Origin of the sequence: Terribacillus aidingensis, assembly GCF_900215625.1 — a bacterium.
Taxonomy (GTDB): Bacteria; Bacillota; Bacilli; order Bacillales; family Amphibacillaceae; genus Terribacillus; species Terribacillus aidingensis.
In genome coordinates this window covers 1-15687 of the sequence record NZ_OBEK01000003.1, presented here as the reverse complement: position 1 = coordinate 15687, position 15687 = coordinate 1, and the positions used below count along the sequence as shown (strand labels likewise).

Below are 15687 nucleotides of genomic sequence, written 5' to 3'. Positions count from 1 at the left end.
GCCAGATTAAGGCGAGGTTGTAGTAGTGCTAGCAGAATCAAGTGGCGGCAGCTCCAATTGATCACGCAGTGTTTGCGTAGCATTAGCAAGTGAAGTGGGGTCTGGAACAAATGCCCATGCATTATATCCGGGAACGATACCCGTTCCGCCTTGCCCTTCAAGTTCTATCGTTTCCATAGACAAATTATTATTAACGCCATAAGAGACGAAGCTCTTCATTTCATCAAACGTCATGTTTGTCTGCATATTGCTTCCTACAGCTTCTAACAAGTCAGAGTACTTAAGAACAGAGCTGAGGTCTGTTGCTTTATCCATCATCGCTTTAATGATTTGCTGCTGTCTTTCACTGCGGGCAAAGTCACTATCCTGTTTGCGTGTACGCGCTAATGCAAGAGCTTCCTCACCGTTAAGCTTCTGTTTGCCAGGCTGCAGGTGAATAGCGCCTTTTTCATCTTTGGAATTCATCTCTTCCAGTTCATAAGGCACATCAACTGTAACGCCGTCTAATGCATTAACGACACTAATGAAGGCTTCAAAATTAACATCCACATAATAATCAACAGGTACTTGAAGCAGTTCTTCTACTGCTTCAACAGTTGCAGTAGGTCCGCCGTTATAGGAACTATTTATTTTGGTGTTCCGTTCCAAATATGGCACATATGTGTACGTGTCACGCGGAACGCTAAGCATTTTAATGCTTTTCTCATCTTTATTGAATGTTGCAAGAATCATGGTGTCAGATCGTTTACCGATGTTTTGATCTTCCCGCTTTTCACTGGAGTCAGATCCGATAAACAGGACGCTGACACTGTCTTCAGCGGGATCGACAGCATTATCACGAAGAGAAGATTTATCGCGGCCATCATCTTGATAAGAATCGCCGGCTAAATTTCCAGCTTTTACGTATAGGTAACCGGCGTATGCTGCCGGGATAAGGAGCAAAAGTATAACGATGAGAAAGATATTTCGGATGACACGCTTTTTGCGTGATTTTTTCCGTTTCTTCTGCGATCTGCGCAGCTCCTGTCTTTCTTCTTTAGGCATATATAGGTTTCTCCTTTAATTGCTGGACTGAATTTTTGTCAATATTTGTTTAAATATTATCAGAGTCTACTATAACATATCATTCGCTTTCAAGGGAGATTTTCTATATGATGAAGGGAAGAACAAAGAAGTGAGTGATAAATGTGCAATTGCATAGTATGGAAGCGGCAGAGCGATTTATAAACGAAAATCAGCTTGCTGTCTTGTTTATCTCGTCACCTGGCTGCAGTGTTTGTGAAGCGCTTCTGCCTCGCATAAGGGAACTTGCAGCTAGTCAGCCTGATGTACAGCTAGGTTATACAGATGCAAGTGAGGTACAAGAAGTAGTCGGCCGTTTTATGGCTTTTGGAGCGCCAACGATATTGGTATTTGCAGAAGGCAAGGAACAATTTAGAGAAGGCCGTTTTGTCCGTCTGGAAGACTTCGCTGAGAAACTCAAAAAAATCATTTCGTTAATAAAATAGCAGATTTAAGGAAACAATCTTTTGGGAACTTACATGGCTCCCCAATCGTATAGGAAACAGCAGAAGTAAGGGAGGAAAGCTTATGTTCAAAAAGTTTATCCGTAAATTGCAAGAATCCGCCGGCGGCAGCAGTCATCGCCGCGGCAGAAGATATGATTCCAGCGGTCACCGAGGCCGTCGCAACGATTCCAGCAGCTATCGCGGCCGCCGTCGTCATGGTTCGAGCGGAAGCAGCGGTTATGGCCGCAGCCGTTATGGAGGAAGCAGCCGATATAAACGCCGCGGTTACGGAAGCAGCAGTTAATCTGCTGCTTTTTCTTTTGCTCTTTTTATTGCATCAACTGCCTCCCCTGCTGTGGCAAAGGGCTCCCGAATGCCAAGTAATCTTTCCAGAACAAATTTGCAAGCAGCCGATAAAGTAAGCTCTTCTGTCCAAGGAAGGGCTTTTTTATTTGTCTGTTCGTACGTTGTATACAAGAGGTAAAGAAGAATATCACCTAGGTCAAACAAATCTTGTTCCCTTCGCAGCTGTTCTTCTTTCGTTTCCGGCCCGGTAAATTGTGCTGCCAGGCCAAAGTCAATTAATGAAGCATGTTCTTCTATTAACATGACATTCGGAATGCGAATATCGCCGTGGTATATACGCTGTGTATGCAGGTATTCCACGATAAGGGCGATATCCATTGTCAGTGTTAGTGCGTCTTTTTCGGTGTACGTTTTCTTTGTATCAAAAATATGCTGTTCGATATTCTCACCAGCTAGATAGTCCATAACAAAGAAATAGCCATCTTCTGTATGGAAAAAGGATGCAGCTCCAGGAATTGCGGGATGCTGAAGTGCTTGTAAAAGCTCAAATTCGCGCTGAAACATAGTGAAGTATTTTTTGCGTTTCTGTCTGCTGCGCCGCAGCTGTTTAATAGTGCAAGTTTGATTTAGCGCCGTATCTTTACATAGATAGGTTGTACCATAGCTCCCTGAACCGAGTTTTCGAATGACATCGTATCTGCCTATTATATGCGAGCCAGGTGGATAATTTTTATCGACTAGCTGACGGTGCAGCAATCGAAATGGTCGGATTATGTGATAGAGCATGTATATTCTCCGTTCTTTTTCTTTTTAGTATATCGGCTTGTCCGGAGGTTGCAAAGAAAGATATCAGAATATATAATAGTATTAAAGTGATATCACTTTAATATGAAAATGTAGGAGTGACGTGTATGAAAGAAAAGCAAGCTGCCGTCTTGAATGGTTTCCTTGGTGTACTAATTATCCTCGCGCTAGTGGGTGCCGGTATCTTTAGTTTGACACAAGAAGTCATTTTACCGGCTGTCCTTTTGTTTATTGTTGGTTTGCTGCTTATTACCGGCATTGTTATTGTACCTCCGAACCAATCCTATGTGGTGACTTTCTTCGGGAAATACATCGGAACAATCCGCGCCAATGGGCTGTTCCTGACCATTCCATTAACAACAAGACAGCGAATTACACTGCGTATTCGCAACTTCAACTCCAAGACCCTTAAAGTAAATGATATAGAAGGTAATCCAATTGAAATAGCTGCCGTGATTGTGTATCGTGTAATAGATACGGCCAAGGCGGCGTTTAACGTTGATGATTATGAAGAGTTCGTCGCCATTCAGAGTGAAGCGGCAGTACGTTATATTGCTTCCAATTATCCGTATGATAATTTTAAAGAAACCGGTTATTCGCTGCGTGAAAACGGAGATGAGATTACTGGAAAACTGCAAGCAGAGCTGGAAGCGCGTTTAAGTGAAGCGGGTGTGGAAGTGATGGAAGCACGATTCACACATTTAGCTTACTCAACAGAAATTGCACAAGCAATGCTGCAGCGTCAGCAAGCATCCGCTATTATTGCTGCACGTAAAATGATTGTAGAAGGTGCAGTCGGTATGTCTATGGATGCTGTCGAAGCTTTGAACGATGGTGATTTGGAGCTGGATGCAGAGCGTAAAGCACAGATGGTCAATAACTTGATGGTGGCCATTGTTTCCGATCGCGGGACACAGCCGGTCGTAAACAATGGGTCGCTGTATTAAAGCAGGGGTGTTATGGCAAAGAAGAAGAGTTTTCCGTTGCGCATCAACCAGGAGATTTACGATATGGTGCAGAAGTGGGCAGACGACGATTTTCGCAGTGTGAATGCTCAAATCGAATATCTGCTTCGCGAGCAGCTGAAGCAAGCTGGCCGACTGAAGTCAGAGAAGGAAAAATAGAGCAGGAAGCGATGTGCTTCCTGCTCATTTTTTTATGCCATGCTGTTGGCGGGGAGATGCATCGTATGTGCATGCAGCTCAGATAGCTTTTGAAGATCGAAGTTCCCACCGCTAATGATAATTCCGCAATGCTTGGAATGAATGCTCTGATGATGGCGCATCAAGGCAGCGAATGCTGCAGCACCAGCTCCTTCTGCAAGTGTTTTGTGCCGTTCGAGCAGCTGCAGGATACTTGCTGCAATATCATGCTCTGAAACAGTAACCACATCATCCACATATTGCTGAATGAGCGGCATTGTCACCTTGCCAGGCTCCTTCACGGCAATTCCCTCAGCAATTGTCTTGCAAGTCAAGGAAGGCAGCAGATGCTTGTGAAAAGTATGATACGTTGCACAAGCTGCCTCTGTCTGTACACCGATAATACGGATGGACGGTTTCATTTGTTTAGCAGCAAAGGCAATACCGCTAATTAAACCGCCGCCACCGATAGGGACAATTAAGGTATCCAGCTGAGGCTGATCTGTGAGCATCTCAATGGCTATCGTACCTTGACCTGCAATCACATCCACATCATCAAAGGGATGGATGAAAGTGCTTCCCGTTTGCTGCTGTTCTTTCTGGGCAGCAAAAAGAGCTTCTTGAAAATTCTCTCCTGCCAGCTCAACTGCAGCTCCGTAACTCTTGGTTGCTTCTACTTTCGGCTTTGGTGTATGAATCGGCATAAAGATCTTCGCTTGAATACCTCGTTTTGCTGCCGCCAATGCAACACCTTGTGCATGGTTGCCTGCAGAAGCTGCGATAACGCCGCGTTTTGCAGCTTCATCATTCATGCAGCCAATCTTAAAGCAAGCACCGCGTGCTTTAAAAGCTCCTGTCTTTTGTTCGTTCTCCATCTTCAGATAAACGTTCATTCCTACCGATTGGTCCAAAGTGGTTGAAGTTCGAATCGGTGTATGATGCACCAAATTCTTCAAATAAGCTGCTGCTGCCTGTATTTTTTTATGACTTAAGCAATCCCCAATGCCCTTCACACTCCTTTAATTATGTGTCTGTTCAAACTGTTTGATCTGATCGGCATAAGTCAACGTAATGCCGATTTCGTCTAGTCCATTTAAAAGCATATGCTTCTGGTAGGCTGGAATGTCAAAACCTGCCTTAAACTCAAGATTATCATATACTATCTGATTTTTCAGATCTATTGTCAGTATATACGAATCTTTTTCTGCTTGCTTGAGCAAGTAGTCTACTTGTGCTTCCGAAAGTTTAATAGCTAAGATGCCGTTCTTTGTTGTATTACTATAGAAAATATCGGCAAAGCTCGGTGCAATAATCACTTTAAATCCATAATCTAAAAGGGCCCACGGCGCGTGCTCACGTGAGGAGCCGCAGCCAAAGTTATCGCCGGCAATTAGTACAGATGCACCTTTGTACTTTGGTTCATTCAATGTAAAGTCTTGTCTTGGCTGGCCCTCGTCATCAAAACGCCAGTTATAGAAAAGAAACTGGCCGAAACCCGAGCGCTCAATCCGTTTTAAAAATTGTTTCGGAATAATTTGATCGGTATCGACGTTTTTTTTGGGCAAAGGGTATACGAGGCCATTATGTGTGTTAATTGGTTCCATTATTCATCCTCCTTACACAGTTGGTGCCATCACTTGCCGAACATCGACGAAGCGGCCTTCTATGGCTGCTGCTGCTGCCATCTCTGGACTGGCTAGGTGGGTCCGTGCCCCAGAACCTTGACGTCCTTCAAAATTTCGATTTGAAGTGGAAGCGCAGCGCTCTCCAGCAGGTACAACATCTTCATTCATTGCCAGACACATACTGCAGCCTGCATCGCGCCATTCAAATCCTGCTTCCCGGAAGAGAATATCCAGTCCTTCTTGCTCAGCTTGCATTTTTACTGTGAAGGAACCTGGAACCACCAAGGCCCGTACGGAAGGATGTACTTTTCTTCCGCGAATGACACTTGCTGCTTTGCGCAAGTCGGTAATTCGTGAATTCGTACAGGAGCCGATAAATACATGCTGTATTTCGATGGATGTTAGCTGTTGGTTTGGCTCTAGTCCCATATAAGCAATTGCCTGTTCTGCTGCACTTTTCTCGTCTGGATCTTCCATCAAAGCAGGGTCCGGCACACTAGCAGAAATAGGCAGGCACATACCAGGGTTTGTTCCCCAAGTTACTTGAGGCTCTATTTTTGTTGCATCAAGCGTAACAGTATGGTCGTAAGTGGCGCCTTTATCCGTGGCAAGCTGTTTCCACTCTGTTACTGCTTCTTCAAATGCTGCTGCATCGGGTGCATATCGTCTTCCGCGCAAATACTCAAATGTCGTCTCGTCTGGGCTAATCAAGCCAGCACGAGCGCCGGCTTCAATCGACATGTTGCAGACTGTCATGCGTTCCTCCATAGATAACCCGCGAATTGCTTCTCCTGTGTACTCAATAACATAACCAGTACCAAATTTGACCCCGAATCTGCCAATAATAGCGAGTATCAAATCTTTTGCTGTCACACCAGGACCGAGCGGACCGTCAATTTGGACGTTCAATGTTTTTGGCTTGTTTTGCCAAAGTGTCTGAGTCGCTAGCACATGTTCAACCTCACTCGTTCCAATACCGAATGCAAGCGCTCCAAATGCGCCATGTGTCGACGTATGACTGTCACCGCAAACAATCGTTTTACCAGGCTGGGTCAGACCAAGCTGCGGTCCGATTACATGGACGATGCCTTGGTCCGGGTGATCAATGTCGGCCAAGCGGATGCCAAACTCTGCACAATTGGAACGTAATGTATCCATTTGTTTACGAGCAACTTCATCGCGAATGACTGGGCGGTTAATGGTTGGAACATTATGATCTACAGTGGCATATGTTCGGTCCGGCTGCCGTACTTTGCGTCCTGCTAAGCGCAGTCCTTCAAAGGCTTGCGGCGAAGTTACTTCATGAACAAGATGCAGGTCGATATACAGCAAATCAGGCTTATCGGTCTCCTGTACAACGGTATGTTTTTCCCAGATTTTCTGGATGATTGTCTTGGGCTGTTTCATTGTAATCTTACTCCTTTCGTTAAGCACGTACCTTCGCAGTTTGCAGCTGCTCAAGAACAAGTGATGTCATCTTCTCGGTACCAACAGTAAACGCCGGTGCAGCTTGCATGTCAGCTGTGCCATATCCTTTTGTCAGAATAGCGTCTACAGCAGCCTCAACACTATCTGCTTCTTTTTCCAACCCGAATGAATATCGAAGCAGCATAGCTGCCGACAAAATGGCACCTAGCGGATTTGCGATATCCTTTCCGGCTATATCCGGAGCGGAGCCATGTACTGGCTCATAAAGCCCGAGCTCATCCTTTCGAAGGCTTGCAGAAGGGAGGAGGCCGAGAGATCCCGTAAGCACAGATGCTTCATCGCTCAGGATATCGCCGAACAAATTCTCTGTCACAATGACATCAAAGTAGGTCGGATTGGTGATCAACTTCATTGCAGTGGAATCAACGAGCATATGTTCAACGGTTACTTCCGGATAATCCTTGCTTTTTTCATCAACAACTTCCCGCCAGACCTTACTGGATTCAAGCACGTTCGCTTTGTCAACAGAAGCTAGGCGTTTATTCCGGAGCATCGCACTTTGGAAACCGATTTCGACAATTCTTTCAATCTCGCTTCTTTCATAATGCAGTGTATCTACCACGGTCTGCCCGTTGTCGCGACGCTCACTTGGAAGCCCAAAGTAAAGGCCGCCAGTTAATTCCCGTACAATTAACAGATCGCTTCCTGCAACAATTTCGGGTTTCAGCGGTGAGCTGTCCAGCAGGGAAGGGAAGGTCTTTACAGGGCGTAAATTGGCAAAGAGACCAATCCCTTTACGCAGCTGCAGCAACCCTTTTTCAGGCCGTAAATGAGGGGGGTGCTGTTCCCATTTCGGACCTCCTACAGCACCTAATAAAATAGCATCAGCTTCCTCACAAGCTTGCAGTGTTTCAGCTGGCAGCGGCTCACCAGCTGCATCGATGGCTGCACCGCCGATTGCTCTTGTATGAAAGGTAAACGTATGAGAAAAATTAGCAGCCACTTGCTGCAGGACAGAAGCAGCAGCTTCTGTCACCGCAGGGCCGATTCCATCTCCCGGAAGCAGGACAATCGATTTATGCATAATCAACACTCTCCAAAACAAGTTTTAGGTTATCGGTTGCGTTTTCTTCAAGGTAGCTGCCCGCAATGCACGGTTCACGCCATTTACATAGGCATGGCTGGAAGCTTTTAATACATCATTCGCTGTACCGCGGCCGGTAAACGGCTCTCCGTCTACTTGCAGCTGCACATGTACTTCTGCCAGTGCATCTTCGCCTTTGCCTACCGAATGAATCCGATAATCGGTAAGTGTTACTCGTTCGGCTATTAAAGCTTCCAATGTGTTGTAAATAGCTTCTACTGTACCGTGACCAGTTCGGGCTGTTTCTTTGATTCCGTCGTCCGGTGTTTGCAGAGCAATTGTTGCCGTCGGCAGGTTTTGCGGCCCCATCGTTACTTGCAGCGCTTTTACTTCATATGTCCGTACTGGATCATGCTTCGTCTGGACATCTAGTGCAATGGTAAACAGATCATCATCTGTCACTTCTTTTTTCTTGTCAGTCAAACGCTTGAAACGGTCGAATGCTTCTTGCAGCTGCGCGTCAGATAGAGCAAAGCCCAGTTCGCTTATCCTTGTATTAAAGGCATGGCGACCTGAATGCTTTCCGAGTACAAGATTGGTAGCGTTCATCCCGACTAGGGCAGGTGTTATAATTTCATACGTTTCAGCGTGTTTCAGCATGCCATCTTGGTGGATGCCGGATTCATGAGCAAAGGCATGATCGCCGACAATTGCTTTATTTCCTGGAACAGTCATGCCCGTCAGTTTACTGATAAGGCTGCTCGTTCGTTTAATTTCATGTAAAACCAGGCGCGATGTGTGTTCATAAGCGTCTTTACGAATATGCAAAGCCACTGCAACTTCTTCCAAAGCCGCATTGCCAGCGCGTTCACCAATGCCATTGACTGTCCCTTCTATTTGAGTAGCGCCATTTTCGATTGCAGCAATGCTATTGGCGACAGCCATTCCTAAATCATCATGGCAGTGGGCGGAAAGGTCAGCTTTTTCGATATTGGGTACATGTTCTTTCATATAAGCGAACATCTTGCCATATTCGGCTGGCGTTGCGTACCCCACTGTATCAGGAAGGTTTACAACAGTTGCACCGGCATCGATGACAGCCTCCACAACTTGTGCCAAAAAGCTAAGTTCAGAACGAGAAGCATCTTCTGCTGAAAACTGGACGATAGGAAATCGCTCCTTGGCATAAGAGACCATCTCGACAGCAGTTCGCAATACTTCCTCTGGTTTCTTCTTTAGCTTATATTCCATATGGATAGGGGAGGTGGCAAGGAACACATGCACTCTTGGCTGCTCCGCGTCCTTTAAGGCTTCCCACGCCGTATCAATATCACTTTTCTTAGCACGAGCTAATGCGGTAACCGCAGTAGTTTTGACGGAACGCGCGATTTCCTGAACAGCCAGAAAGTCACCCTCAGAGGAAGCGGGGAATCCCGCTTCCATAACATCCATTCCGAGGCGCTCCAGCTGACGTGCAATTTCAAGCTTTTCCAGCTTGTTTAAATTGACTCCGGGTGTTTGTTCACCATCCCGAAGTGTTGTATCAAAAAATTTTATTTGAGCCATGGACGATCACTTCCTCAGCGGATTGATTTTTCTTGCCTTGTTTGACGAATGGCATCAATTCGCGGAGCTCACGACCGACAGTTTCGATTGGATGATTTGTTTCTTTTGCATTAATTGCATGAAACTGCGGGCGGTTAACTTGGTTTTCCAAGATCCAGCCTTTAGCGAATGTACCGTTTTGGATATCTGTCAATACATCTTTCATGCGCTCTTTTGTTTCAGCGTTCACTACACGCGGGCCGGAAACAAAGTCACCCCATTGTGCTGTATCAGAGATGCTGTAGCGCATTCCTTCCAAACCAGATTCATACATCAAGTCAACAATCAGCTTTAGTTCATGCATACATTCGAAGTAGGCAACTTCCGGCTGATAGCCAGCTTCTGTCAATGTTTCAAATCCAGCTTTCACAAGGCTTGTAAGACCGCCGCAAAGCACTGCCTGCTCGCCGAACAAATCGGTTTCCGTTTCTTCTTGGAAGGTAGTTTCCAAGATGCCGGCACGGCCAGCTCCGATTCCTTTTGCATAAGCAAGTGCTACTTCTTTTGCTGTGCCAGTTACATCTTGGTAGATACCATAAAGTGCAGGGACGCCAGCTCCTTCTGAGAAAGTACGGCGAACAAGATGCCCAGGACCTTTTGGTGCTACTAAGAACACATCAACATTTGAAGGTGGTGTGATCTGATTGAAATGAACGTTAAACCCGTGTGCGAATACTAGTGCATTGCCGGTTTCTAAGTTTGGTTCAATGCTTTCTTTGTAAACAGCAGGCTGCAGTTCATCCGGTACAAGCACCATGATGACATCCGCAGCTTGTGCGGCTTCGGCTGCTGAGCGAACGTCATGTCCATCCTCGATTGCTTGGTTCCATGATTTACCTTGACGAAGACCGACAACAACATCAAATCCGCTTTCCTTTAAGTTTTGCGCATGGGCATGACCTTGAGAGCCGTAACCAATTACTGCGATTTTCTTTTCTGTTAGTACCTCTTCTTGGATATCATTGTGATAAACTACTTTTGCCATAAACGTTTCATTCCTCTCCATTTTTAATAGGTTTTTAGTTTGTTATAAGTGAATACGTGTTTCCATCCGCAGTTTGCGGCTGATGCCCACGCAGGAAGGCCGTTACACCAGTTCGAGTCAATTCTTTAATGCCATAAGGTCTGACTAGCTCGAGAAAGGCTTCAATTTTATCGGAGTCGCCAGTTACTTGAACAATCATGCTATCCTTGCTGATGTCCACCGCACTTGCGCGGAAGGGAGCAATGATACTTTGCAGTTCACTGCGGCTCGCAGGGGGGCAGACAACTTTCACTAGCGCCAGTTCTCTTGCCACAATGGCATGATCGGTAATATCAGCAACTTTCAGTACATCAATTTGCTTGTGCAGCTGCTTTGTGAGCTGTTCCAGCTTTTGCATGTCTTCGACTTCGACGACAAATGTCATGCGGCTGATTTGCTCGACTTCTGTTTTGCCAACAGAGATGCTATCGATGTTGAATTGGCGTTTTTGCATCAGACCGGTAATCCGGTTGAGCACCCCGCTTCGATTTTGAACAGTAGCAGTAATGACTCGTTTCATCGACTCACTCCAATCATTTCATGCAAACCTTTACCAGGTGCAATCATTGGGAATACGTTCTCCTGTCTCAGCACGCGGCAATCAATAACAACAGGTTCATCAGATTGGAGCAGGGAAGGGAGCTGCTGGACCAGCTGTTCCTGTGTATCAAGCCGCACCCCTTTGATGCTGTAGCTGTCTGCTAATTTGATAAAATCAGGCTGTACATGTAACAATGATTCCGAATAGCGCTCTTGGTAGAAAAATTCCTGCCATTGCCTTACCATGCCAAGACTTTGGTTGTTGACAATCAGTACCTTGACAGGCAGTCTGCGTTCTTGCAGAACAGACAGTTCCTGCATCGTCATTTGAAAACCGCCATCGCCAACAATACTGATTACGGTACTGTCAGGGCTCGCTAGCTGAGCTCCGATAGCAGCAGGGAAGCCAAAGCCCATTGTACCGAGACCTCCGGAAGTGACCCACCTGTTTGGCTGATCAAAACCGTAATACTGCGCTGCCCACATCTGGTGCTGCCCGACATCAGTTGTAATGATCGCCTTGCCGTCAGTTGCTTTATGCACAGCTTGCATTACCCATTGCGGAGTAAGGTCTTGTACTGGATTGTTGTACCAAAGCGGAAAATCTGCTTTGTATTGCTGCAAATGGTTGCACCAGTCTTCACTAGCTTCTGCGTTCGACTCTTCTGCCAAAAGCGCCTCGATTGCTGCTTTGGCATCCGATACAACGGGTATGCTTGTTGGGATGATCTTGCCAATCTCAGCTGGGTCAACATCGATATGCGCAATTGTTGCGCCGGGAGCGAAGTGTGCTAAGTTTCCAGTCAGTCTGTCATCGAAACGAGCACCCACATTGATTAGCAAATCGCATTCGTACAGGGCGCGGTTAGCTGCATACGTACCGTGCATGCCTGCCATTCCAAGAAATTGCGGATCACTGGAAGGGAAGGCACCAAGTCCAAGCAGAGTAGAAGTGACAGGCAGCTTGAAACGTTTTGCGAACTTCTCAACTTCCTGCGCTGCTTTGGCATGCAATACTCCTGCACCAGTTAGAAGTACTGGACGTTTCGCCTCCGCAATCGCATGAATCAGTTTCTTAATTTGATTGGTGTTCGGTTTTGTTGTCGGCTGGTAACCTGGAAGGTGAATCGCATGCGATGTTGCCGCCGTTTGGTAAGCTTCGCCGGAAATATCTTTTGGAATATCTATTACAACAGGACCAGGTCGTCCTGTCGTCGCAATGTAAAATGCTTCTTTGATAATGCGCGGCATGTCTTCTTGTCGCTGCACTTGATAGTTGTGTTTCGTAATTGGTGTCGTAATTCCCATTACGTCCGATTCTTGGAATGCATCAGTACCAATCACACTTCTGCCTACTTGGCCAGTGAAAATAACAAGAGGCAAAGAATCCATCATGGCATCAGCAATCCCAGTAATCAGGTTGGTAGCACCAGGCCCTGAGGTAGCAATCACAACGCCAGGTTTTCCAGACACACGGGCATATCCTTCTGCTGCGTGAATTGCGCCCTGTTCGTGGCGGGTCAGAATATGCTCAAATTGTGGTTCTGCGCGATACAAGGCATCGTAGATTGGGAGCACTGCTCCTCCTGGATAACCAAAAATTGTATCGACACCGGATGCTTGCAATGCTTCTACGAACAGATCAGCACCAGTCTTGGGAACTTTTGCGGCAGGATTTCTTTCCTGTATGGCTTGCGCCTTCACCTTCATGGTTTTATCCCTCCAAAAGATTGTTATTTATATATAAAAAAGCCTTCTTTCTCCATTCAAGCAAGCTTGCAAGAAATGGGGAAAAAAGACTTTTCTTTTCTCGGTACCACCCAAGTTCACAGTTTCCTCACGGTAAACTGCCTCGTGGAGCTGAACTTCCGCTCCGTTTTGGTAACAGGTGCTGCACACCTGGCTCAGCCTACTATGATTTCAGCTTTGCACTCGGGGAAGAGAGGTGACGGATTATATTGCCAGGATTTCAGCGCCCCTGGCTCTCTGTGAATATAATGTTTCCGTCACTATGGTCCCGTCTTCGTTTTGGTTATATCTTCATAACACCGCCAGTATTAGCAGAGGTTACGAGTTTTGCATATTTTGCCAGGTAGCCGGTTTTAATCTTCGGTTCCGGCTGTTCCCAGTTCTTACTGCGTTCTTCAAGTACATCTTCATCGACGAGCAATTCAATGCTGCGTGTCTCTAAATCAATTAAAATTGGATCTCCATCTTCAACAAAAGCGATTGGACCACCTTCGGCTGCTTCGGGAGAAATGTGTCCGACAGAGATACCTCGCGTCGCCCCGGAGAAACGGCCATCAGTGATTAAAGCAACTTCTTTTGCTAACCCGCGCCCGGCAATAGCAGAAGTGGGGGTAAGCATTTCTGGCATTCCTGGTCCGCCTTTTGGCCCTTCATAACGGATAACCACAACATGACCTGCCTGTACAGTACCATTCGAAATGCCTTCTTGCGCTTCATCCTGGGAGTTAAATACAATAGCTTCTCCTAGGAATTTCTTGATAGAAGGATCAACAGCTCCAACTTTAATGACACTTCCATCAGGTGCTAAGTTTCCATATAAAATACTGAGACCGCCGACAGGGCTGTATGGATTATCCAGCGGACGAATAACATCTTTGTTCAATATATCGTAATCTTCTACATTCTCTGCAATTGTTTTGCCGGTAATTGTAATGCGTTCTTTATGAAGCAGACCATCAATCTTACAAAGCTCTCTGATAATGGCACTTACTCCGCCGGCGAGATGTACGTCATGCATCGAATAGTCAGATGCTGGGCTGATCTTAGACAAATAAGGGACTTTTTCAGCAATCTGGTTAATGTCCGCTAAGTTATAATCAATGCCTGCTTCATGTGCGATTGCAATTGTATGGAGGACCGTGTTGGTAGATCCGCCCATTGCCATATCCAAAGCAAAGGCATTATCAAAGGTTTCTTTTGTCATAATGTCACGAGGACGAATATCTTCTTTAACGAGGCGAACCAGATGTCTGGCAGCTTCGTAGATTAGTTCGTGACGTTCTTCTGACGTTGCCAGCAGTGTCCCATTTCCAGGAACAGTCATGCCGAGCATTTCCATAAGGCTGTTCATTGAATTGGCAGTGAACATACCTGAGCAGGAGCCGCATGTAGGACAAGCTAGTGTCTCGATAGTCGCTAATTCTTGTTCTGTCATGGTGCCATTCTGAACGGCACCTACACCTTCAAACATCGATACAAGATTCAATGGTTTGCCATCTGGACTAACACCAGCTTCCATTGGACCTCCGGATACAAAAACGGAAGGGACGTTTGTTCTCGCTGACGCCATTAACATTCCTGGTGTGATCTTATCGCAATTCGGTATATAAAAGACACCGTCGAACCAGTGAGCCTGAATAACTGTTTCTGCACTGTCAGCAATAATCTCACGACTTGGCAAGCTGTAGCGCATGCCGATATGTCCCATAGCAATACCATCATCTACACCGATTGTATTGAACTCGAATGGAATACCGCCAGCCTCGCGAATAGCATCTTTTACAACTTCAGCAAATTTGTTCAAATGCATATGTCCAGGAATGATATCAATGTAGGAGTTGCATACTCCGATGAATGGCTTTCCTAGGTCGGACGTTTTAACACCTGTTGCATGCAGCAAACTGCGGTGTGGTGCCCGGTCAATTCCTGTTTTGATCATGTCACTTCGCATAAGATCAAAACACCTCCCAATTGCAATAAATTCTCTTTTTTTAGTGTGTGATGCATTCCGTTTTTAAATAATTCGAAAATTCTTTTATTTGATTAATTGTCAGTTATCATAACGCCTAACTAGAGCTAGGTCAACAGCAAAAACAATAAATTTTCAGATTCTTTAAATGATTCAATTAAATTGAAAGCGTTAACATAAGGATAGGGGTGGGGTTGTTTGTGAGGAAATTTTCCAAGAAACTTTTTTATAGACTTTACTTACAGTTATTGAATACCAGTAGTAAATAGAAAAAATGTACGGTTATAGGGTGGCTGGCGGGGTCAGTTCGATTTCAAAGGAATAAGCATAAGAAGAGGTCGCATGAAGAGAATTAATTATTATTGACAGGAGGAAAATAATTTCAATGTCCCCCCAGAATATTATTGTTAATGGAGGGTTCGAGTCTGGTAGTTTAGAACCTTGGGTCTCATCTTTTGTATTTGTCACGCAGCAATATACGAATAGCGGAAGCTTTGCAGCGGTACTAGACGGAGGGCAAAACGTTGACTATCTTGCACAGTACGCGTCACCAATCGTTCCAGGAAACAGTTATACGTTGACGCTATATATGGCAAAGGCAAGCATACTTCCTGCACCACCAGTGCAGATACAATTACTCTTTCTAACAGCTGACTTTCAATCTGTCGGAAGAAGCACGTTCTTAATCGTACCAACAGAAAGCATACCGTTTGCCGAATTAGATAACTGGAGAGCAACTACGGTTGCTACAGATGTTGCACCAGAGGGAGCAGCTCAAATCTTTTTGTTAATTAACACACTGCCCGACCCAGGATCAACTGATATCTTAGTGGATGATGTCAGTGTGACAGCAGTTGGGACAGGACCTACCGGGCCTACGGGTGCAACTGGGGCAACAGGACC

General features: G+C 45.7%; 16 protein-coding genes. 5 read left to right on the top strand and 11 right to left on the bottom strand.

From position 1 onward, the window contains the following. Positions 1-6 precede the first annotated feature (6 nt). On the bottom strand, positions 7-1044 hold the full coding sequence (locus CRO17_RS10575) for an LCP family protein (protein ID WP_097042044.1): 1038 nt from the start codon (positions 1042-1044) through the stop codon (positions 7-9). A 143-nt stretch (positions 1045-1187) separates the two neighbouring features. Here CRO17_RS10575 and CRO17_RS10570 point away from each other — a divergent pair, with 143 nt between their 5' ends. Then, positions 1188-1508, top strand: coding sequence for a thioredoxin family protein (locus CRO17_RS10570; protein ID WP_097042043.1), 321 nt, complete (start codon positions 1188-1190; stop codon positions 1506-1508). A gap of 82 nt (positions 1509-1590) precedes the next feature. Next, positions 1591-1812 carry a hypothetical protein gene (locus tag CRO17_RS10565; protein WP_097042041.1) on the top strand — a complete coding sequence of 74 codons (222 nt, stop codon included), beginning with the start codon at positions 1591-1593 and terminating at the stop codon, positions 1810-1812. Here CRO17_RS10565 and CRO17_RS10560 read toward each other — a convergent pair. Beyond that, complete coding sequence (locus CRO17_RS10560) at positions 1809-2600, bottom strand: serine/threonine protein kinase (RefSeq protein WP_097042040.1); 792 nt, start codon at positions 2598-2600, stop codon at positions 1809-1811. The genes CRO17_RS10565 and CRO17_RS10560 overlap by 4 nt on opposite strands. Positions 2601-2725: 125 nt before the next feature. Between CRO17_RS10560 and CRO17_RS10555 the strand changes: the two genes are divergently transcribed. Then, positions 2726-3565, top strand: a complete 840-nt coding sequence (locus tag CRO17_RS10555) for an SPFH domain-containing protein (RefSeq protein WP_097042038.1) — start codon at positions 2726-2728, stop codon at positions 3563-3565. Between the two features lie 12 nt (positions 3566-3577). After that, entirely contained in the window at positions 3578-3742 is a 165-nt protein-coding gene (locus CRO17_RS10550; protein ID WP_077309951.1) for a type II toxin-antitoxin system antitoxin, read from the top strand. A gap of 32 nt (positions 3743-3774) precedes the next feature. Here CRO17_RS10550 and ilvA read toward each other — a convergent pair whose 3' ends face one another. The 9 genes from ilvA to ilvD all read right to left on the bottom strand — a co-directional run bounded on the left by ilvA (position 3775) and on the right by ilvD (position 14766). Next, positions 3775-4716, bottom strand: a complete 942-nt coding sequence (gene ilvA / locus CRO17_RS10545; RefSeq protein ID WP_245864771.1) for a threonine ammonia-lyase — start codon at positions 4714-4716, stop codon at positions 3775-3777. A 63-nt stretch (positions 4717-4779) separates the two neighbouring features. Next, on the bottom strand, positions 4780-5364 hold the full coding sequence (gene leuD / locus CRO17_RS10540) for a 3-isopropylmalate dehydratase small subunit (protein ID WP_097042036.1): 585 nt from the start codon (positions 5362-5364) through the stop codon (positions 4780-4782). Positions 5365-5376: 12 nt separating this feature from the next. Next, the gene (gene leuC, locus CRO17_RS10535; RefSeq protein ID WP_097042034.1) at positions 5377-6792 is read right to left on the bottom strand and encodes a 3-isopropylmalate dehydratase large subunit; all 1416 of its coding nucleotides are present in this window, start codon (positions 6790-6792) and stop codon (positions 5377-5379) included. Between the two features lie 19 nt (positions 6793-6811). Then, on the bottom strand, positions 6812-7897 hold the full coding sequence (leuB, locus tag CRO17_RS10530; protein WP_097042032.1) for a 3-isopropylmalate dehydrogenase: 1086 nt from the start codon (positions 7895-7897) through the stop codon (positions 6812-6814). A gap of 24 nt (positions 7898-7921) precedes the next feature. Further along, the gene (locus CRO17_RS10525; RefSeq protein ID WP_097042030.1) at positions 7922-9463 is read right to left on the bottom strand and encodes a 2-isopropylmalate synthase; all 1542 of its coding nucleotides are present in this window, start codon (positions 9461-9463) and stop codon (positions 7922-7924) included. Then, entirely contained in the window at positions 9441-10487 is a 1047-nt protein-coding gene (gene ilvC / locus CRO17_RS10520) for a ketol-acid reductoisomerase (protein WP_097042028.1), read from the bottom strand. The genes CRO17_RS10525 and ilvC overlap by 23 nt, the downstream gene beginning before the upstream one ends. 34 nt (positions 10488-10521) lie before the next feature. After that, positions 10522-11046, bottom strand: coding sequence for an acetolactate synthase small subunit (gene ilvN, locus CRO17_RS10515; protein ID WP_077309939.1), 525 nt, complete (start codon positions 11044-11046; stop codon positions 10522-10524). Then, entirely contained in the window at positions 11043-12776 is a 1734-nt protein-coding gene (ilvB, locus tag CRO17_RS10510) for a biosynthetic-type acetolactate synthase large subunit (RefSeq protein WP_097042026.1), read from the bottom strand. The genes ilvN and ilvB overlap by 4 nt, the downstream gene beginning before the upstream one ends. Positions 12777-13098: 322 nt before the next feature. After that, entirely contained in the window at positions 13099-14766 is a 1668-nt protein-coding gene (gene ilvD, locus CRO17_RS10505; RefSeq protein WP_097042024.1) for a dihydroxy-acid dehydratase, read from the bottom strand. A gap of 403 nt (positions 14767-15169) precedes the next feature. On the opposite strand from ilvD, the gene CRO17_RS10500 reads away from it, so the two are divergent. Beyond that, the coding region (locus CRO17_RS10500; RefSeq protein ID WP_143596013.1) for an NTTRR-F1 domain at positions 15170-15687 on the top strand (518 nt) is incomplete at its 3' end.

Bases quoted from the DNA above. Each gene is read 5' to 3' on its own strand.
- CRO17_RS10565 (WP_097042041.1), top strand. From the start codon at position 1,591: ATGTTCAAAAAGTTTATCCGTAAATTGCAAGAATCCGCCGGCGGCAGC.
- CRO17_RS10555 (WP_097042038.1), top strand. From the start codon at position 2,726: ATGAAAGAAAAGCAAGCTGCCGTCTTGAATGGTTTCCTTGGTGTACTA.
- ilvB (WP_097042026.1), bottom strand. From the start codon at position 12,776: ATGAAGGTGAAGGCGCAAGCCATACAGGAAAGAAATCCTGCCGCAAAA.
- ilvD (WP_097042024.1), bottom strand. From the start codon at position 14,766: ATGCGAAGTGACATGATCAAAACAGGAATTGACCGGGCACCACACCGC.
- leuB (WP_097042032.1), bottom strand. From the start codon at position 7,897: ATGCATAAATCGATTGTCCTGCTTCCGGGAGATGGAATCGGCCCTGCG.
- leuD (WP_097042036.1), bottom strand. From the start codon at position 5,364: ATGGAACCAATTAACACACATAATGGCCTCGTATACCCTTTGCCCAAA.
- CRO17_RS10550 (WP_077309951.1), top strand. From the start codon at position 3,578: ATGGCAAAGAAGAAGAGTTTTCCGTTGCGCATCAACCAGGAGATTTAC.
- ilvC (WP_097042028.1), bottom strand. From the start codon at position 10,487: ATGGCAAAAGTAGTTTATCACAATGATATCCAAGAAGAGGTACTAACA.
- ilvN (WP_077309939.1), bottom strand. From the start codon at position 11,046: ATGAAACGAGTCATTACTGCTACTGTTCAAAATCGAAGCGGGGTGCTC.
- CRO17_RS10525 (WP_097042030.1), bottom strand. From the start codon at position 9,463: ATGGCTCAAATAAAATTTTTTGATACAACACTTCGGGATGGTGAACAA.
- leuC (WP_097042034.1), bottom strand. From the start codon at position 6,792: ATGAAACAGCCCAAGACAATCATCCAGAAAATCTGGGAAAAACATACC.
- CRO17_RS10575 (WP_097042044.1), bottom strand. From the start codon at position 1,044: ATGCCTAAAGAAGAAAGACAGGAGCTGCGCAGATCGCAGAAGAAACGG.
- CRO17_RS10560 (WP_097042040.1), bottom strand. From the start codon at position 2,600: ATGCTCTATCACATAATCCGACCATTTCGATTGCTGCACCGTCAGCTA.